Annotated in this window: 17 protein-coding genes; 6 read left to right on the top strand and 11 right to left on the bottom strand. The window is 69.0% G+C overall.

Annotation, left to right across the window (positions count from 1 at the left end):
* The first annotated feature begins 3 nt into the window (after window positions 1–3).
* The gene (locus GQS65_RS00880; RefSeq protein WP_158202776.1) at window positions 4–1,101 is read left to right on the top strand and encodes a DUF4397 domain-containing protein; all 1,098 of its coding nucleotides are present in this window, start codon (window positions 4–6) and stop codon (window positions 1,099–1,101) included.
* A 307-nt stretch (window positions 1,102–1,408) separates the two neighbouring features.
* Here GQS65_RS00880 and GQS65_RS00875 read toward each other — a convergent pair whose 3' ends face one another.
* Window positions 1,409–1,666, bottom strand: a complete 258-nt coding sequence (locus tag GQS65_RS00875; RefSeq protein WP_158202775.1) for a hypothetical protein — start codon at window positions 1,664–1,666, stop codon at window positions 1,409–1,411.
* Between the two features lie 123 nt (window positions 1,667–1,789).
* Between GQS65_RS00875 and GQS65_RS00870 the strand changes: the two genes are divergently transcribed.
* Entirely contained in the window at window positions 1,790–2,797 is a 1,008-nt protein-coding gene (locus tag GQS65_RS00870; protein ID WP_158202774.1) for a WD40/YVTN/BNR-like repeat-containing protein, read from the top strand.
* 74 nt (window positions 2,798–2,871) lie between these two features.
* Here the strand turns inward: GQS65_RS00870 and GQS65_RS00865 are convergent, their stop codons facing one another.
* Window positions 2,872–4,302, bottom strand: coding sequence for an oligosaccharide flippase family protein (locus tag GQS65_RS00865; RefSeq protein ID WP_158202773.1), 1,431 nt, complete (start codon window positions 4,300–4,302; stop codon window positions 2,872–2,874).
* 148 nt (window positions 4,303–4,450) lie between these two features.
* Complete coding sequence (locus GQS65_RS00860; RefSeq protein ID WP_158202772.1) at window positions 4,451–5,353, bottom strand: hypothetical protein; 903 nt, start codon at window positions 5,351–5,353, stop codon at window positions 4,451–4,453.
* A 125-nt stretch (window positions 5,354–5,478) separates the two neighbouring features.
* On the opposite strand from GQS65_RS00860, the gene GQS65_RS00855 reads away from it, so the two are divergent.
* A complete protein-coding gene (locus GQS65_RS00855) occupies window positions 5,479–6,216 on the top strand; it encodes an HFX_2341 family transcriptional regulator domain-containing protein (RefSeq protein ID WP_368279741.1) in 738 nt (245 codons plus the stop codon).
* 417 nt (window positions 6,217–6,633) lie between these two features.
* On the opposite strand, the gene GQS65_RS00850 is transcribed toward GQS65_RS00855, so the two are convergent.
* A complete protein-coding gene (locus GQS65_RS00850) occupies window positions 6,634–6,918 on the bottom strand; it encodes a HalOD1 output domain-containing protein (RefSeq protein WP_158202771.1) in 285 nt (94 codons plus the stop codon).
* Window positions 6,919–7,081: 163 nt separating this feature from the next.
* Here GQS65_RS00850 and GQS65_RS00845 point away from each other — a divergent pair, with 163 nt between their 5' ends.
* The 3 genes from GQS65_RS00845 (at window position 7,082) to GQS65_RS21290 (ending at window position 10,196) form a co-directional block, all read left to right on the top strand.
* A complete protein-coding gene (locus GQS65_RS00845) occupies window positions 7,082–8,182 on the top strand; it encodes a M24 family metallopeptidase (RefSeq protein ID WP_158202770.1) in 1,101 nt (366 codons plus the stop codon).
* A gap of 99 nt (window positions 8,183–8,281) precedes the next feature.
* Window positions 8,282–9,997 carry a NosD domain-containing protein gene (locus GQS65_RS21295; protein ID WP_199268374.1) on the top strand — a complete coding sequence of 572 codons (1,716 nt, stop codon included), beginning with the start codon at window positions 8,282–8,284 and terminating at the stop codon, window positions 9,995–9,997.
* 49 nt (window positions 9,998–10,046) lie between these two features.
* Window positions 10,047–10,196 (top strand): hypothetical protein, encoded by a 150-nt coding sequence (locus GQS65_RS21290; protein WP_199268373.1) that lies wholly within the window; start codon window positions 10,047–10,049, stop codon window positions 10,194–10,196.
* A 215-nt stretch (window positions 10,197–10,411) separates the two neighbouring features.
* Here GQS65_RS21290 and tuf read toward each other — a convergent pair whose 3' ends face one another.
* The 7 genes from tuf to GQS65_RS00805 all read right to left on the bottom strand — a co-directional run bounded on the left by tuf (window position 10,412) and on the right by GQS65_RS00805 (window position 18,693).
* Window positions 10,412–11,677 (bottom strand): translation elongation factor EF-1 subunit alpha, encoded by a 1,266-nt coding sequence (tuf, locus tag GQS65_RS00835; RefSeq protein WP_158202769.1) that lies wholly within the window; start codon window positions 11,675–11,677, stop codon window positions 10,412–10,414.
* A 197-nt stretch (window positions 11,678–11,874) separates the two neighbouring features.
* Entirely contained in the window at window positions 11,875–12,384 is a 510-nt protein-coding gene (locus tag GQS65_RS21520; protein ID WP_199268372.1) for a chemotaxis protein CheD, read from the bottom strand.
* Window positions 12,381–13,652, bottom strand: a complete 1,272-nt coding sequence (locus GQS65_RS00825; RefSeq protein WP_158202768.1) for a chemotaxis protein CheC — start codon at window positions 13,650–13,652, stop codon at window positions 12,381–12,383. Before GQS65_RS00825 ends, GQS65_RS21520 begins: the two co-directional genes overlap by 4 nt.
* Window positions 13,649–14,293: a chemotaxis protein CheC gene (locus GQS65_RS00820; protein WP_158202767.1), complete on the bottom strand. Its 645-nt coding sequence runs from the start codon at window positions 14,291–14,293 to the stop codon at window positions 13,649–13,651. Before GQS65_RS00820 ends, GQS65_RS00825 begins: the two co-directional genes overlap by 4 nt.
* On the bottom strand, window positions 14,290–17,769 hold the full coding sequence (locus tag GQS65_RS00815; protein ID WP_158202766.1) for an ATP-binding protein: 3,480 nt from the start codon (window positions 17,767–17,769) through the stop codon (window positions 14,290–14,292). Before GQS65_RS00815 ends, GQS65_RS00820 begins: the two co-directional genes overlap by 4 nt.
* 52 nt (window positions 17,770–17,821) lie before the next feature.
* A complete protein-coding gene (locus GQS65_RS00810) occupies window positions 17,822–18,196 on the bottom strand; it encodes a response regulator (protein WP_158202765.1) in 375 nt (124 codons plus the stop codon).
* Entirely contained in the window at window positions 18,193–18,693 is a 501-nt protein-coding gene (locus GQS65_RS00805; RefSeq protein WP_158202764.1) for a chemotaxis protein CheW, read from the bottom strand. Before GQS65_RS00805 ends, GQS65_RS00810 begins: the two co-directional genes overlap by 4 nt.
* Between the last annotated feature and the right edge of the window lie 48 nt (window positions 18,694–18,741).

Here is an 18,741-nt window from a genome sequence, read left to right as displayed (position 1 = left end):
CGTATGGTAGCTGATACACTCGCTCGCCTGCTGCCAGGCGGGCGCTCACGCCGCATCGCCTTCGTCGCGCTCGTCGCCCTGATGGTCACGATAGCTGGCTGTGGTGGCGCGGGCCCCTCGAACAACACGACAGGAACCGACGACGGCCTCGACGGCACGGAGACGACCGACGGTGGCGTCGACACCGGCACCGAGACCACCGACGGCGAGACGACCACCGACGCGGGAACCGACGATGAGACGACCGACGCCGGTAACGAGACGGCCGGCAACGGGACGACGAACGACACCGGCACGGCGAACGTCCGTGTCGCGCACATGTCGCCCGACGCACCCGCCGTCGACGTCTACGTCAACGACGAGACGTTCCTCACCAACGTGACGTTCGGCAACGTCTCGGAGTACACCGAAGTCGCCCCCGGCGAGTACAACGTCTCCATCACCGAGGCGGGCAACCAGAGCAACGTCGTCTTCGCGGAGAACCTGACCGTCGAAGCGCAGAACTACACCGTGACCGCCCTCGGTGAGGTCGGCGAGAACGCCACCGAACCGTTCAGCGTGCTCGTCCTGCAGGACGGCCCGATGGAGGCGACGGTGGGCGACGAGACGACCACCGAGAACGGCACGGCCACCGAGAACGGCACCAACGCGACGGACGCCGGGACGAACGTCTCCGGTAACGCGTCGGTCCGTGTCGTCCACGCCTCGCCCGACGCCGGCCCCGTGGCCGTCCAGGTCGCCGGGACCGACACCACGCTCGCCGAGAACGTGACGTTCGGCACCGCGACCGAGTACGTCGACGTGCCCGCCGGCACCTACACGCTCGAAATCGTTCCGGCCAACGACACCGAGACGGTCGTGACGACGGTCAGCGTGAACGTCGAAGCCGACACGCCGTACACCGCGTTCGCCGCGGGCTACGTGACGGAAGACGCACCCGCGGACACGCCGTTCGAGGTGTTCCTCGCCGTCGACGACCCCGAAGCGACGACGATGGACGACTCGGCGACCGGCGGCGACGAGACGACCACCGAGGAGGAGACCACGACCGAGGAGAGCGACTCCTCGGTCGGTCTCCCGGTACCCCCGCTGTTCGCGTAGTCCCGCCGACACGGCGGGCCGACCGGACGGAACTCCTCGACACTCCTTCGACGTCACCGAGCCGCGAGCGACGCGACCGAACGCGTTCGGCCGGGCGGAGAGTCCACCGGCCGCGAACAGTCACAGAGCCGTGGATGTGTCAACAGTTGCCACAATACAAGACCACATTATTAGCCCCCGTATAGGAGTGAACGGATCCGTCGCTACCGTCTGTCATTCCCTTGTGATAGGATCCTCGGCACCGGTCGCCGCCAACGGCCGGTGCCCAAACCTGCCTCGCGCCACCCGACCGCGAGCGGTCGCTCGTTCAGTCGTCCCGGCCGTCCCAGTAGCGAAGCCACTCGGCGAGCGTCGCGCGAACGCCCTTGGTCCGGACGGTGACGGCACCGTCGAACTCCCACCGGTAGTGGGTCGACTCCTCGCCCAGCGACGTCGGGACGTCCACCGCGAACTCGGAGAGCGACGCCGATATCTCGTCTTCGCCCTCGATGCTCTCGTCGAGCACGTCCTCCATCACGTCGAGCCAGGACGGCGCGTCGGGCCTCCTCGCCGTCTCGTCGGTCATACCGGACCTCGGGTTGCCACCCTCATATGTCTCACCCTCGGTACGCGGAGAGTCCCCCGCGAGACAGTCCATCGAACGGTCCGTTCTCCGACATTGATGGCCGCGCTCGGCGTACCGCAGGCCATGTGGGAACTCGGAGCGGAGTCAGACGAACCGGAGTGGCGTGTCGTCGACGACGTGCCGTTCGAGAAGACGCTGTTCGCCGTGGTGAGCACCTCGGCGGGGCCGTTCGCCATCGGTGACGGCGGGACGATGCTCGCCGACCGCGGCGAGGGCTGGGCGGTGGTCTTCGAGAGCGGACCACACACGCGGGACAACCAGCTACGGGCGCTCGCCGTCACCGACGACGGCGAACGCGTCTGGTTCTCCGGGTCCTCGGGTGCGCTGGGCTGTTACGACGTGACGAGTCGCCGGAAGTTCGACTACTCGATGCCCGAGGGGATGACCTCCACGTGGGAGGCCATCACCGTCGCCGGGCCCCGCGGAAGCGAGAAGGCGCTCGTCTCGAACGGCTCCGGGGAGGTGCTCCCGTTCACGATGGACGGCTTCGACGCCGACTGGGGCGTCGCCGACAAACCCTCGGGCGCTGGCTCGACGATGGCCGCACTCGGCGCGTCCCCGGAGGGTATCGGCTACGCCGTCGACACCAGCGGGAACGTGTTCGAGACGACGGCCAAGGACGGCTGGGAGCGCATCGGCATCCGGGACGCGCAGGTGACGTTCTACGACATCTACGCGGGCGAGCAGGGCCGGGTCTACGTCGCGGCGGGCGACGGGCGTATCTACCGCTACGACGACTCCTACAGGAACTGGACGCCCATCGGCGTCACCGACACCGCCTCGCTCCGGGCGTTCAGCGCCCACGAGGACGAACTCGTCGTGCTCGGCAACGGCGGCGAAATCTACGAGCGCGTCGAGGGCGACCGCTGGGAGGCCGTCCACGCCCCGACCGAGGAGGACCTGTTCGACGTGGCGCTCGGCGACCCCGACGTGGCCGTCGGCGCGGACGCGACCGTCCTCGAACGCCCCCGACAGGAACCACGACAGGCCGGGACGAGCGAGGACGGCGACCAGTTCGAGGGTCGCGGGGAGGACCACGACGGCGACGCGGCGTCCCCGTCGGACGAGTAGCACACGACACTTCCGACCGGTTCGACGGCGGTCCGCTTCCTCGCCGCCGACGGTCGGACCCACCGTGTGACCGGTCACGCGCGAAACACCGTCTCGGGCAGTACCGTCTCGGCGTAGCCCACGAGCGTCTCGCGGAGGCTCGGTTTCACCAGGAGGACCACGCCGTAGACGAGCGCTCCCGAGAGAAGGTAGCCCAGCAGTGCGACCGCGGAGTCGAGCGCCACCGAGCGACCGAGCGCGACGAGGACACCACCCATCACCAGCGACGCACCCACACACCACGCGAGGTCGGCGAGCGGAACCGACAGCGGGACGAACCGCCCGAGATACCGCATCCGGAGCGCCGTCCCGAGGGCGAACGAGAGCGTCGTGGCGACGGCCGCGCCGACCAGTCCGAACGCGAGGACGAGCGTGACGTTCAACACGAGGTTCAGCCCGAGCGAGAGGGCCGTCGCACGCGCGACCAGGTCGGGCCGATCGAGGCCGAGGAGCGTCCGGCCGACGACCAACTGGATCGCCTCGGAGGCCTTCCCCGCGACGAGGACGACGAGGACGAGACTGGCGGTCGTGAACTCCGGGCCGAACGCGATGCGAAGGAGGTCCTCGCCGACCACGACCGCCCCGGCGACCGCCGGGAGGACGAAGACGAGCGCGGGGAGGAACGCCGCACTCACCAGCCGTCCGATACGTTCGCTGCCGCCGTCGGCGTCCCACGCGCTCGTCTGTGGCATGATGGCGACGCCGATGGCCCCCGCGAGCAGCGTCGTCACGCTGGCGACGCGCCACGCGATCTCGTAGGCGGCCACGTCCGCCGCGGTGAGCAGGAGGCCGACGACGAGCACGTCCATCCAGCTGTGGACCTCCCGGCCGACGCTGGGGATGGCGTTGTACTTCGCGTAGCCGAGCAACGAGCGGGCGTCCGCCTCGGTGGGCGTCGCCGGGGACGGCCGGAGCTTCACCGCCGCCCAGCAGTTCGACGCCGTGACACCGACGAGGAAGCCGACGACGAGTGCGAACACGTCCATCCCGCTCCAGACGAGGACGGCGGCGAGACCCCACTGGAGACCGAGTTTGAGCACCATCAGGTCCCCGGTCTCTCCGGTCCGCAACGTGCCTCGAAGCCCCGCGTTGAGTACCAACTGAGCCGTCGTCAACAGGAGGGCGAGCGCGAGCAACAGCGCGAGGTCCGCACCGAGATACCCCGAGACGACGCCCCGGAAACCGACGACGACGGCCGAGAGGACGCCGGCGACGCCGCCGACGACGGACGCCCCCGTCCAGAAGACGCTGGGGCCGCCGCCCGCGCTCATACGTTTCTCGATGGCCGTCGAGATGCCGACGTCCGAGAGCATCACGAGCATCGCCAGCGCGGCCTGGAACAGGAAGAAGACCCCCAACTGGCCGCTCCCCAACACCCGTGCGAAGTAGGCTAACGCGAGGAACGACAGCGCCGTCGTCCCCACTCGCGCGGCGAACAACCGGAGCGAGGAGCGCGAGACGCTCATCCGACCAGACCCGCCCGCGAGGTGGGGACGGTGTGAGGAACCGGGCGGCGTGAGGCGTCTCGGCCGTCGTGACTGCGCGGTGCGCTACGTGCTCGGCGAGACTGCCGCGACCCGGTCATCACCGGGCGAACACGCCCACCGGGTATTGTTAGTCCGGGCCTTTCGGCCCGCTCGACGTCCGTTCGAGGAGGACGCCACCCGACCCCACCGCCACCGCCGGTTCGGTGAGCGCGACGCCACGGACGGCGGCGTCGCCGCCCACCTCGACGCTCGCCCAGTCGCCGTCCCGGCCCACCGAGAGCAGGGCGCTGTCCCCACCGGCGAGCGACTCGGGACCACGGAAGTCGACCGACCGGACGGTCGCTCCGCCGAGGTCGAACGGCACCCAACCCTCGTCGTCGTGGGCGTAGACCCGGCCGTCCGACCCACCGACCAGCAGGCGGTCGGCGCGGGCGGCGACGCTGGTCAGCGTGCCGTCGGTGTCGTCGATACCGATGCGCTCCCAGCCGTCGGCGGTGGTCCGCCAGACGTCGCCGTCGCCGTCGACGCCGTAGCCGAACGGTCCGTCCGCGGCGAGGGCGGCGACGGCGGTGCCACCGCTCGGCGTCGTCGGCCGGTCCCAGTCCACCTCGTCGTCGGTGACGACGCCGGCGTGGACGTTGCCCGACCCGTCGGCGACCAGCAGTTTCTCCTCGCCGCGTGCGCCCGCGACACAGAGGGCGTCGAACGTCCCCTCGGCATCCTGTGGTCGGGAGCAGTCGTTTCGGTCGCCGGTCGCCAGGTCGACCGACCCGAGTGCGCCGTCCGCACCGGCGAACCAGACGCGCCGGCCGTCGGCAGTGGCGGCGACGGTGTGGAGCGTCCGCCCACGGGCGGCCGGGCCGTCTTCGAGGACGACGCCCCACTGCTCGCGGTTGCGGCCGAGGACGACGCCGTCGCTCCCGACGACGACGGGACCGTTCGCGCTGTCACAGACGTCGTAGAGCGTTTCGGAGACGGGCACCGACGCCCGCTCCCACACACCGGGGTCCGGACCGTCGAACTCCCACATGCTCGACGGGAGGGACGCGAGGCCGATGAACCCCGACGAGCGTGCGGTCGGACTGTCACTCTCGTCGTCCGGTCGCCACACCCGTCGGTGCAAACCGCTAAGCGAGTGGAGTCGAACGACCCCCCGTGCACGTCATCAACGAGGTCCACATCGCTCCGCTGGGCTACGAGTACGACCGTATCGTCGGGCCGGTTCGCGCGTACGGCGTGGACGTGGTCTATCTCCTCGAACACGACGGCCCGGCCGACGAACGCGCCGACTACCACGAGGAACTGAAGGCCGAACTCGACGAGGAGTGTACGGTTCGGACTCACACAGCAGACCTCATGGACATCTACGACGTCCTCGGTGCGGTGACGACGCTGGCCGCCGACCACCCCGACGACATCGTCCGGGTCAACGTCTCCAGCGGGTCGAAGCTGTCGGCGGTCGGTGCGACCATCGCCTGCATGTGCACGGACGCGACGCCCTACTACGTCCACCCCGAGGGCTACGCCCACGCCGACCGGGGCGAACGACAGAGCTACGGCTACGCGGGCGACGAGGTGCTCCCCGCCTACCCCATCGAATCACCGACCCGCGACCAGGTGGCGACGATGGCCTACCTCGAGGAGACCAACTCCGCCCACCGGACGGCGAAGAAGAAACACCTCATCGAGTACGCCGAGGCCGAGGGCCTCTCGTACATCGCCGAGAACCAACCGGCCAACGACAAGGCGAAGTTCGCGCTGTTGAACGCCAACGTCGTCGACCCGCTGGTCGAGGACGGCTACATCGACGTCGAACGCGTCGGCCGGCGCAAGCAGGTGACGCTCACCGAGACGGGCCGCGACGCCCTCCGCGCGTTCCGCCACAAACTCTGATTCGACACGCCACCGCCACCGACCGGGATGGGTGTCGTGAGAACAGATAGTATGGATTGTATCGATACTATCTACAGTCAGTGTACTCACGACACAGTACTGAATACACGACACGGAGACCGTTCACACGGTGCCCGGCAGCCGGGTGCCCCGCCACGAGGCGGCCGTCGGTGTCGGCGGGGCGGCCCGCGTCTCCCGGCAACCGACCTCCGGTGATGGCGTGAAGGCATCACCGGTCCGTGTGAGGCGACTCACACGCCGCGCGGCGGCCGCGGAGCCGAACCACGTTCGGTCACCGTGTGGACGCCGCGACCCCCCTGACCGAACGACGGTTCGGCCCTCCCCCCGCGCGGCGCACCTCCGCGCCGCACCGCACGCTGTCGGCTCCGGCGTTTCCGCAGAACAGTGTCGAACGGGTTACTCGGAGACGGCCGTCGGCGCGGACTGTCGTGTCGCCGTGGCGTCGAACGGTTTCTCCTCGACGGTGACGACGCCGTCGGCGTCGACGGTGACCGTGTAGCCACAGTACGAGAAGACGACGAAGCCGTTCATCGACGCCCCCTTACAGAGCGCGTCGAGTGCGTCCGGGTCGACGACGTCGTTCAGTGGCGGTTCGAGCCGCATCGGGTCGGTGTCCTCTCTCGCAGCCACCTGTTCGATGACGGCCACACTCGGTGGAAGCTGTCCGGTCCCCTGAGACATATTCCACCAGCAGGACAAGACGCATATAAAGCCACTGGATACACACATAGAGTGCCATGGGTGAAAGTGACATCCCAGAGAATATACCCGGTAAATCAGGGGACACGCCGCCCGACTGCGGCGGAGTCGGACCGTTTAATCCGCCACGCGACGACCCACCGGCATGTCGAGTGTCTTCGAGCGACGGACGCGAGCGGCCCAGGACCGACTCCGCGAGGCCGACGCCGACCTCGTCTGCTTCCCGAGCCACAACCTCTACTACCTGAGCGGGTTCGACGAACACCCCGGCGAGCGCCACCTCCTCCTGTTCGTCCCGCAGACCGGCGACCCGACGTTCCTCGTTCCGGCGCTCTACGGCGAGCAGGTTCGCGAGACGTCGTGGGTCGAAGACGTCCGGACGTGGGACGACGACGAGGACCCCCGCGAGGCGCTCTCGACGGTCGTGGCCGACCTCGGCCTCGGGGATCGCGTACTCGTCGACGACACGATGCACGCCCGGTTCACCCAGGACCTCGCGGCGGTCCACGACGCCGAGATGGGCCTGGCGAGCGAGGTGCTCGGGCCGCTCCGGACCCGGAAGGACGACGCCGAACTCGACGCTCTCCGACGAGCGGGCGAGGCCGCCGACGAGGCTCTCACGGCCGTTCGTGCGCTCGGCGAGGAGGTCGTCGGGTGGACCGAGACGGACCTCGCGCGCCGTATCGAACGCGAACTCGACGCGGCGGGCGGGTCGGGCGTCTCCTTCGCGGTCATCGCCGGGTCGGGACCGAACGGTGCGATGCCACACCACACCCACGGCGACCGGACCATCGAAGCGGGCGACCCGGTCGTGCTGGACTTCGGGACGGTCGTCGACCAGTATCCGAGCGACCAGACCCGGACGCTCGTGTTCGCGGGCGACCCACCGGCCGAGTTCGAGACGGTCCACGAGGTGGTCCGGGAGGCACAGCAGGCGGCCGTCGACGCCGTCGAACCCGGCGTCACCTGCGAGGCCGTCGACGCCGCGGCCCGCGAAGTCGTCGCGGACGCGGGCTACGGCGAGCAGTTCGTCCACCGCACCGGCCACGGCGTCGGCCTCGACGTCCACGAGGAACCGTACATCGTCGCGGGCAACGACCGCGAACTCGAACCGGGGATGGTGTTCTCCGTCGAACCCGGCGTCTACCTGCCCGACGAGTTCGGCGTCCGCATCGAGGACCTCGTCGTCGTCACCGCCGACGGGTGTGAACGACTCAACCACACCGACCGCGACTGGCGGTGTTGAGCGGTCAACGGGTCAGTTCCCCGACACTCACGGGTAGGAGAGGATTTCGTTCCAACCGTCGGTGAATAACCAAACCGACGAACGTGGTGCGTGTGAACTATGCCCACGCGAAGCGCGCTGCTCGTCTGTCTCGTCGCCGTCGTCGTCGTCACCGGTGGCCTCGTCGGCACCGTCGGTGCCGGATCGAACGCCTCGCCCACCGTGCAGGGCGACGTGACGACGCTCACCGAGTGTACCGTCGTCACCGAACCGGGAGAGTACCGTCTCGGGAACGACGTCGGACCGGCGGACGGGAACGACCCCTGTCTCCGGATACTCGCCGACAACGTCACCGTCGACGGGAACGGCTTCGTCGTCGACGGCTCCGTGCTCGTCGGTGAGGACACCTCGACGGTCTACGAGGGACTCACGCTCCGCGACGTGACGGCCGACGAACTCGTCGCCGACTCGCTGTTCGGACTCACCGTCACCGACAGCGACCTCGCGGACGGCATCGACGCGCTGTTCTTCCGGGACGTCCTCGTCCACGACAGCCGACTCGGTGGGTCGGGAATCCTGTTCGGCGAACAGGGCGTGGACATCGTCGTCGAGAACAACACGTTCGACGGGACTCAGGGGGTCTACCTGAACGAACGCGTGCAGGGGGCACGCATCGTCGACAACGAGTTCGACATCGGGTCCGGCGTCACGAGTCGGGCCGTCTCCATCTCCAGCACCAGCGGGACGACCAGCGACGTACTCGTCGCCCGGAACACCATCTTCACCGACGGGAACGAGGGTATCAACGTCGTCGAAGGGAGCGCGGGCGTCGACGTCGTCGACAACGTCGTCCGTGGCGCGGCGACCGGTATCGAGTATCTCGGCTCCGTCGGGACCATCAGCGGCAACGACGTCAGCGACAACGACGTCGGCATCGAACTCGTCGCCGTCGAGGGGTTCGGGGACGTCCGGGTCCTCGACAACCGCATCGCGGACAACCGCGTGGGCATCCTCGTCTCGGAGTTCGGTACGAACGAGGCCCTCCTCGTCCGTGACAACGTCTTCGAGGGGAACGACGTCGGACTGCGCAACGACGGTCCGACCCCGGTCGACGCACGCGAGAACTTCTGGGGGGCGGCCGACGGTCCGTCGAGTGTGCCCGACGACCCCGACGCGCCGTTCGCCGACCCCGTGACGGGAGCACTCGCCGATGGTGGCGGTGACAGCGTCTCGGAGGGAGACACCCCCGGCGTCTCGAACGTCCGCTTCGACCCCTTCTTGGGCGGCGACGACCGACCGCCTGAACCGGAGCCGGAGCCTGAACCGGAACCGGAGCCTGAACCGGAGCCTGAGCCCGAACCGGAACCGAACGCCACGTACTACCAGTTCGACTTCGTCTCCGGTCCCGTCATCGAGCGGTTCGGGCCGCCCGACAGCGACCGGTTCTACAACGACCAGTCGCGGCTCGTCCAGTACTTCCACGCCGCCACCGTCGACGGCCACTATCAGAAAGAGAAGACGATGCGTCCCGACGAACTCGCCGCCGACGTCGACAGGTGTGTCACGGTCCGGTCGACCTCCGGGGCGTCGAGCGGCAGCGTGAGGGTTCAGTTCACCGTCGCAGACGGCTGTGAACTCGAACTCACGTGGGCCGTCTACGAGACGCCGGACCGTGGGTTCGACCGAGCGACCGCCAGCGAGCAGCGACTGGTGGACTACGAGACCGGGACGTTCGGCCCAGGAAGCTACACGCTGAGCGTCACGCTCGATGCGACCGAGAACGCCACGAACCGTTCGTCCACGACCGCCCGCCCGTCGTCTGCCCCGCGTCGCTGACGCATCGGCAGGCCACAGACTCACCTGTCGGGCGCTCCAGCACTCTCCTATGGCTGGACTCACCGACACGCTCGGCTGGTCGCTACTCACCTCCGGCATCGTCACGCTCCTCCTCCTCTGGCTCCCCTACGACTCGCTGTACTGGGGTATCGGACTGCTCGTCGTCGGCGTCCTGTTGCTCTCGCGGCGCGTCCTCTGAGGTCACGACGGCCGACGGCTGTCAGTCGACCTCGTTGTGCATCTCCTCCAGCATCTCCTCGACGTCCGGTTCTCGAGAGACGCGAACCGGACGAAGCCACCTCGCTTGCCCCCGCGACGCGGGCAAGAACACCCGGCGGAGGCAACGTCGTCACCCTCGGTCGAGAGAGCGACGGCGCTCTCGACCGACGTTCGACTCGAGGAGGTGGAGGCTCCTCAGCGTCCCTCGACGCTCAGGACCTTGCCGGCGGCGATGGTCTGGCCCATGTCGCGGATGGCGAAACTTCCCAGTTCGGCGATGTCGCCCGACGGCTCGATGCTGAGCGGCTTCTGCGGGCGCAGGGTCACGATAGCGGCGTCGCCGGACTGGATGAAATCCGGGTTCTCCTCGTCGACCTCGCCCGAGGCGGGGTCTATCTTCTGATCGAGGGACTCGAACGTGCAGGCCACCTGCGCGGTGTGGGCGTGGATGACGGGGGTGTACCCCGCGGTGATGACGCTGGGGTGTTGCATCACGACGATCTGGGCCTGGAACGTCTCGGCCACGCTGGGCGGGTCGTCTGCGGGACCGCAGACGTCACCGCGGCGGATGTCGTCCTTGCCGATGCCGCGGACGTTGAACCCGACGTTGTCACCGGGGCCGGCTTCTGGCACCTCCTCGTGGTGCATCTCGATGGTCTTGACCTCCCCCGAGACGTCCGAGGGCTGGAACGAGACGTCGTCACCGATTTCGAGCATCCCCGTCTCGACCCGCCCCACGGGAACCGTCCCGATACCCGAGATGGTGTAGACGTCCTGAATCGGCAGGCGGAGCGGTGCGTCCGTCGGCGGTTGTGGCTCGGGCAGGTCGTTGAGCGCCTCCAAGATGATGGGGCCGTCGTACCAGTTCATGTTGCCCGTGCGCTCGGCGATGTTGTCGCCCTCGAACGCCGAACACGGGATGAAACTCGCGTCCTCCGAACGGAAGCGGACCTGCTGGAGCAGTTTCTGGACGTCGTCTCTGACCTCCTTGTAGGTGTCCTCGCTGTAGTCGACGAGGTCCATCTTGTTGATGGCGACGATGAGTTCGCCGATGCCCAGGGTGCGGGCGAGGAAGACGTGCTCGCGGGTCTGGGGGGCGACGCCGTCGTCGGCGGCGACGACCAGCACCGCGTGGTCGGCCTGGCTCGCCCCCGTAATCATGTTCTTCACGAAGTCGCGGTGGCCCGGCGTGTCGACGATGGTGAAGTAGTACTCGTCGGTGTCGAAGCGCTGGTGGGCGATGTCGATGGTGACCCCGCGCTCGCGCTCCTCGGCGAGGTTGTCCATGACGTAGGCGAACTCGAACCCGCCTTTCCCCTTCTCCTCGGCCTCCTCGCGGTACTGTTCGATGACGTGCTCGGGGACGTTGCCCGTCTCGAACAGGAGTCGCCCGACGAGCGTGCTCTTCCCGTGGTCGACGTGGCCGATGACGGCCAGGTTCTGGTGCGGTTTGTCTGCCATGTATTGGTCCACGCGCGCCGACGGCGCGCTGGTTGAACGTAGTTACCAAGGAACGGGGAAAACGATTGTGCCCTCGATTGACACCTTCTCGCGGGCGGACCGGTCCGTTCCGTGACGGGTCGGGCCGTCGTCGTCGGTTCCCCAGACCCCCTTCGCGCTCGTGACGGTGGAGACGCGACCGTCACCCCCATCGCCCCCTACAGAACTTCCGTCTCGCCGTCCGCCGTCGACACCGTGACCGTCCCGGTGGCGACGTCCAGTTCGACCGTTCGACCGGCCTCGCCGCCGACCGCCTCGGCGACGACGGGCACGTCGAGCGCGTCGAGTTGTTCGCGGGCCGCCTCGACGTTCCGCTCGCCCGCACCGGCCGCGAGGTCCTTCAGCTCGAAGATGGTCGCCCCGCCGACGATGGTCGCCTCGACGTCGCCGAAGCCGGCCCCCGAGCCGACGCAGTCGCGCAGCAGCGACTCGATGGACGTGTCGACGTACTTGCCGGGCATCCCGCCGCTCCGTGGCTGTTTCGGGAGCATCGCGTGGGTGACCCCACCGACGCCCGCCGACTCGTCGTAGAGGACGACCGAGACACACGCGCCCAGCCCGTAGGCGACGAGCGTCTGCTCGCCCGTCCCGACGACGTAGTTCGAGACGCCGACGAGCAGCCGTTCGGGACCCGGCGCGTCGTCGGGCGTCGAGGTGAACGTCTTCACAGGTCCACCCCCTCGATGTCGCCGATCTCCTGGAGGTCGTCGGAGTTCGGGCCGCCCGTCGCGGCCGAGAACTCCGCCTGCATCGGGACGGCCTCGACGTCCGTCACGTCGAGACGCTCCAGTGCGGCTTCGAGGTCAGTCTCGTTGGGAATCGCGTAGATGTCGAGGTCGAACTCCGTGTCGACGGCCTTCAGCCGGGTGTCGAAGACGAACGCGAACTCCTGGCCCTCCGACAGCCCCACGATGAGCGGGTCGACCACCGCTGGCCCCATGTCGTGGGCGAAGGTGGGCGTCGTGTGGTCGATGGTCGTATCGAGCAGGTTCGCCCACCCGTCGAGCAGCCCCGACGCCATGATGTTCGACAGCTCCTGGACCGCGTCCTGACCCATCGCGCTCAGGCCGTCGTCGTTCGCGGACTCGCCGACGGTCGCCTCCACGAGCTGGTTGGCCGAGCGCTCGCTGAACAGGAACAGGAGGTAGCCCGAGGGCAGGCCGTCGAAGCCGAACGCCACGCTGACCTGCGGTTCGGCGGGCACGTCCTCCGGGATGGCGTCGAGCGAGACGAAGTTGATGCGCCGGATGTCGACGTCCATGTCGATACCCGTCATCTTCGTCAGGTTCTCGGCGACCGTCTCCGCACCGCGGTGGGCCATCCGGTCGAAGCCGACCAGCTTCTCGTACTCCAGTGAGTAGCCCGCGGTCCGGCGCTCGAACAGCGACTCGATGGAGTCGCGCTCGGGCATGAAGTAGTGTTTGAACGCGAACTCCGTGCCGACGGCCTCGATCTGACTCCGGAAGACCAGCGCCAGTTCGTCGGCCGGCGTGATGTCCTCCTCGTCGAGGAACGCGTCGGGCGAGGTGCCGTCGACGTACTCCGGCGTCGTGACGTCGATTTCCGTCTGGAGCACGTCCGCCCAGCCGTCGACGAAGCCGCTGTTCATGATCTGGCTGACCTCGGCGACGGCGCTCTGCGTGAGGCCGTCGTCCATCCCCTCGGTGAGCGTCGCGGCCACCTCGCGGGCGCTGTCCTCGTCGAACAGCAACAGCGAGGTCCCCTCGACGCCGCCGGTGAGTTCGACGCGGATGCCGACCTTCCGGACGTCGTCGTCGAGTTCCGCACGGATGGCGGGACCGGTGGTGAAATCCAGGCGCGTCACGCCGACGCGCGTCTGGATGTCCGTCATCGGCGTCAGTCGCCCAGCGGCGAGTTCCGCCCCCTCGCGGGCCATCTCGTAGAAGGTGCCCAACGCCTCCACGTCGAGCATCATCGGCGGACTCGCTGGACGTCGATGCGGTCGAGGATCTGGAGCAACACCGCGTTGCGCGGGAACAGCAGGACGTTGAGGCTGATGTCGTAGCTCGGCAGTCGAACCGCCGAGGAGACGTACAGCCCCAGGTCCTCGCCCTCTTCGAGCACGTTGCCGACCAGTGCCTGCTCGGTCGCCTGGACCGGTGTCGGTGCGCCGAGGTCGATCTCCTGCTCGAACGTGTCGGCCCACGCGTCGACGAAGCCGGCGGCGACCATGCCGCCGAGTTCGGTGATGGCGCTCCGAGCCATCTTGTGCGAGGGTGTCTGGCCCTCGTTGAGCACGTCCTGAAGCATCAGCCGTGCGGCGTTGTTCGCACTCGTCATCGGGAACCAGACGAGCGCGAAGCCGAACGGTGCGCCGGGGAGCTTCATCTTCACGCCGACGCGTTCGTTGTTCTCGAACGTCACGTCGAGCAGGTCCGGCCGTGCGTAGCCGTGTGCGACCTGCTCGGAGGTGACGTTCGCGTCCTGTTTCAAGCGCTGGAGGCGCTGTTCGATACCGCCGATGCCGATGTCGCCGAGTCGGTTGAGCACCGCCAACGACTCCACGTCGATGCGGTGACCCGTCGCGCCTCGGTTCTGATTGCTCGTCTTGCTCATATCGTTGCCACGTCGATGATGTTCACCAGCTCTCCGTCACCCAGCAGCGTCGCGCCGCTGACGCCCGGCACCTCGCCGAGCGCGCCCTCGAACGGGCGGATGACGACCTCTCGGGTCTCGACGACCCGGTCACACTGCAGTGCCACGTCCCGCGTCTCCGGTCGCAGTCGAACCGCGACGCCCGTCTCCGCGTGGGTGCCGGGCGTGTCGAGCGCCTCCGCGAGACGGACCAGCGGCCGGTCGCCCGCGACGGCGTCGAGTTCGTCGACCTCCTCGATGGCGGTCATCGGGATGCCGTAGCGCTCCTCGCCCGACTGGACGAACATGACCTCCGCGACGGCCACCGTGATGGGCAGTCGCAGGCGGACGGTCGTCCCCTCGCCGGGCGTGCTCTCGACCTCGACGCTGCCACCGAGGTCGGCGGTGACGCGGTCGACGACGTCCATTCCGACGCCACGACCGCTCACGTCCGTCACCTCTTCGGCCGTCGAGAAGCCGGGTTCGAAGACGTAGGGGTAGAGCTCCTCGGAGGGGAGTTCGCTCGCCTCCTCGGCGCTCAACAGGTCGTTGTCGACGACGCGCTGGCGGACGGCGTCGACGTCGATACCGCGGCCGTCGTCCTCGATCTCGATGACGACACCGTCGCGGGCACGCTCGGCGCGTACCTCGACGGTCCCCTGTGCGTCCTTCCCGATGGCCTCGCGGCTCTCGGGGGTCTCGATACCGTGGTCGACGGCGTTCCGGACCACGTGGACCAGCGGCGCACTGAGTCGGTCGATGACCGACCGGTCGAGACCGACCTCGCGGCCGCTCACGTCGAGCGCGACCTGCTTGTCCTGAGCGCGAGCGGTGTCGCGCACCAGCCGCTGGAGGTCCCGCGTCGCCGTCTCGAACGGCATCAGCCGCAGGTCCATGACGGTCTTCCGCAGGTTCGCGGTGACCGACTGGAGCCCCGAGAGCGCGTCGACGGTCTCCTCGGAGCGGGCGTCTTCGAGCGCCCCCTCCAGACGGAACCGGGTCGCGGTCAGCTCCTCGACCATCGACAGCAGCGCCTCGGCGTTCTCCACGTCGACGGTGATGGACTGGACGCGGTCACGCTCGACCCCGCCCCGTTCGTCGGCCGGGTCCGCGAACAGGTCCGCCGCTGAACTCTCCGCGAGCGAGGTGACGGTCCGCGTGACCGCCGCCTCGTCCGCGCCGAACAGCTGTCCGAACCGGTCTTCGAACGCCTCGGTCGCGGTGTCACGCGCGAACTCGACGTCCGTCTCGCGCTCCTCGAACGAGGAGTCGAGCAGGTCGTCGACCTCGGGGTCGAGTTCCGGTTCCGCCGCCGACTCCTCGTCGTCGGCCGCCGCGAGGTCGTCGAAGCCGGTGTCGGCCAGCAGGTCCTCGACGTCCGTGTCGAGTTCCGGTTCCGGCTCCGGGTCGGCGGTGGCCTCGGCCGGCCGGTCCGGCACGTCGACCGCCCCCTCCGCAGCCGAGACCGCGGGCGTGAGGTCCGTCGGTACGTCCGGCACCGCGGGTGCGTCCGTCGCCTCGGCGGGACGCTCGGGCACGTCGACCTCGCCGTTCGCGGCACCGATTGCGGGCGTGAGGTCCGCCGGGTGCTCGGGAACCGGTGGTGTGTCGGTCGACGCCGACACGGACTCGTCCGGTTCGTCCGACTCGTCGGGTCGACCGGCGGCGATGGCCGTCTCCGTGTCCGCACCGTCGTCGAGGGCCGCGAGCGCGGCCTCGACGCCCGTCCGGGTCATGCCGGGTCGGTACACCGACCGGTCGGCGGCGTGTGACTGGAGCTCCCCCCAGCCCATCGCCGCGTAGTCGGCCGGTGCGTCCCCCGTGGCCGAGTCCGTGGCGTCGGGACCGGCCTCGGTCGCCACCGACGGTCGCTCCGGGACCGCCGCCTCGCCGCTCGCGGCACCGACCGCGGGGGTGAGGTCCGCCGGGTGTTCGGGCGGCCTCGGAGCGACCGACGGAACCGTCGGTGCTGGCTCGTCGGTCGCCACGACCGCCGGCGTGAGGTCGCTCGAGACGGTCGGAACCGACGGCGTCGTCGACGCCTCGGGCGTCCCCGTCTCGGGGACGGCCTCGTCCGCCTCGGCGGCCGGGTCGGCCTCGATGAGCTCCTCGATGGAGAGGTCGTCGTCCTCGTCGAACTCCCCGAACGACACCGCGTCGATCTCCGCCTGCAGTTCCGCGAGATTCGACTCCTCCTCGGCCACCTCCGCCTGCACCGACGCGAACGGGTCCGCGTCGTCCTCGGTGGGGGCCGGGGCGTCTCCGGTCGGTTCGGGTGTCGACGCCTCGTCGGGAGCCGCGAACGGACCGGAGCCGTCGAACCCGTCGTCGGACCCGTCCTCGCTCTGACCGCCTGCCGCGGTCGCCTCGGCGACGTCGTCGGCCGGTGCGTCCGCGAACGGGCCGGACCCGTCGAAGCCGGCGTCGGCCTCCACGGGGGTGGCCCCCTCGGGGTCCGCCCCGAACGGTTCGCCGAACGCGTCGTCCGCGTCGGTCTCGGCGGCATTCGGAGCGTCCGAAGCGTCCTCCCGGTCTTCACCGAACCGGAAGCCACCGTTCTCGTCGGTCTCGTCGCTCGCAGCGACGGTTTCGTCGTCGACCCCCTCGACGAGTTCCTCGATGGAGAGGTCGTCGTCCTCGTCGAACTCCCCGAACGACACCGCGTCGATCTCCGCCTGCAGTTCCGCGAGATTCGACTCCTCCTCGGCCACCTCCGCCTGCACCGACGCGAACGGGTCCGCGTCGTCCTCGGTGGGGGCCGGGGCGTCTCCGGTCGGTTCGGGTGTCGACGCCTCGTCGGGAGCCGCGAACGGTCCGTCGCCGGACGAGACCGGTGTCTCGTCCGCAGTCTCGTCGGTCGCCGACCCCTCGTTCAACTGCTTCGCTTCGGGGAGGTCGGGCATCTCGTCGAGGCCCTCGTCGTCGTCCATCGCCGCCAGCAGTTCGTCGAGGTCGTCGTACTCAGCGGCGGTGTCGAGCGCGTCGAGCACGTCGGCGTCGAGGTCGTCCGGCGGAGCCTCCGGCTCCTCTTCGGCCGCCGAGTCGTCGGTCCGGACGACCGGGTCGGCGTCGGCGTCGGCCTCCCGGCGAGCGGCGAGCGTCTCGCGGAGCGTCTCGATAGACGCCTCGTACTCGACGGTCTCGGTGTCGCCGGTCCGGGCGGCTTCGACGAGCGACTCGATGCTGTCGGTCCCGTCGAGCGCGGCGTCGATGAGGTCCGGTTCGGGGAGGACCTCGCCGGTCCGGACGGCACCGAGCACGTCCTCGACGGCGTGTGCGACCGCACTCGCCTCGGTGAGGCCCGCCATCGCACAGTTACCCTTCAGGCTGTGTGCGGTACGGAACGCCTCGTCGAGCGTCGCCCCGTCACCGGGTGCCTGTTCGATGGCGATGAGCCCGTCGCTCAGGTCTCGGAGTTGGGACGTGCTCTCACGGACGAACTCATCGCTGACCGTCATCCGCGGCGCTCCTCCCGTCCGCGTTGGTCGACAGCGGTACTCGTCGCGTCGCTCATGCGAGGACGCCGTCGATTGCCTCGATGATGTCGTCGTCGTCGAACGGTTTCGTCACGTAGCCGTCCGCACCCGCGCGGGCCGCGAGCTTCATCTTCTTGCGCTGGCCGACCGACGTACACATCAACACGCGTGCGTCCGGGTCGATGTGCTTGATGGCGGCCGTCGCCTTCACGCCGTTCGCCTTCCGCATGACGATGTCCATCAGGACGACGTCGACGTCGGCGGCGTGTTCCTTGTACTTCTGGACGGCCCACGCGCCGTTGGGTGCTTCGTCGACGATGTAGTACCGCGTATCGTCGAGGACGTTCTTGAGACGGCTCCGCATGTAGTCGGAGTCGTCGACGATGAGAATGCCGATAGTGTCGCTCATTGCTGTGTAGTCTCCTGTTCGGGGGTGATGCTCGCTGCCAGTCGCTCGACGCCGAGGACCGCAACGTCACCGTTCGTAGTCGTCTTCGCACCGACGACGGCCGTGACCCACGGCCCCGTCGCGGCGCTCGGTCGTTCCTCCGGTCGCTCGATGGCGTCGACCGGGTAGCGCTCCACGTCGCCGATGTCGTCGACGAGGACGCCGATGGTCTGTGCCTCGTCGTCCGTCCGTTCGAGGACGACGAGTTTGCCGTCGTCGTCGCTCGGTGGGAGGTCGAAGGCGGCCCGCGTGTCGAGCACGCAGACCATCTCGCCGTTGACGCTGGCGAGGCCCGCGACCAGGTCCGCCGTCCGTGGAAGCCGCGTGATGCGGGGGACGTCGGTCACCTGTGCGACGCGGCCCACCTCGAAGGCGTAGCGGGCGTCGCCGACGACGACGGTGATGAACTCGACGAGTTCACGCGTCTCCGTCGTGTCGCCGGACTCGGCCTCGCTCACGCTCGGCCTCCGGGCGTGTTCGTGTGATGGTGCTCGCTGCCGGCCATC

The organism is Halomarina oriensis, from assembly GCF_009791395.1.
Classification (GTDB): domain Archaea; phylum Halobacteriota; class Halobacteria; order Halobacteriales; family Haloarculaceae; genus Halomarina; species Halomarina oriensis.
The sequence above is the reverse complement of the archived record's forward strand: the minus strand, read 5'-3'. Positions and strand labels throughout refer to the sequence as shown.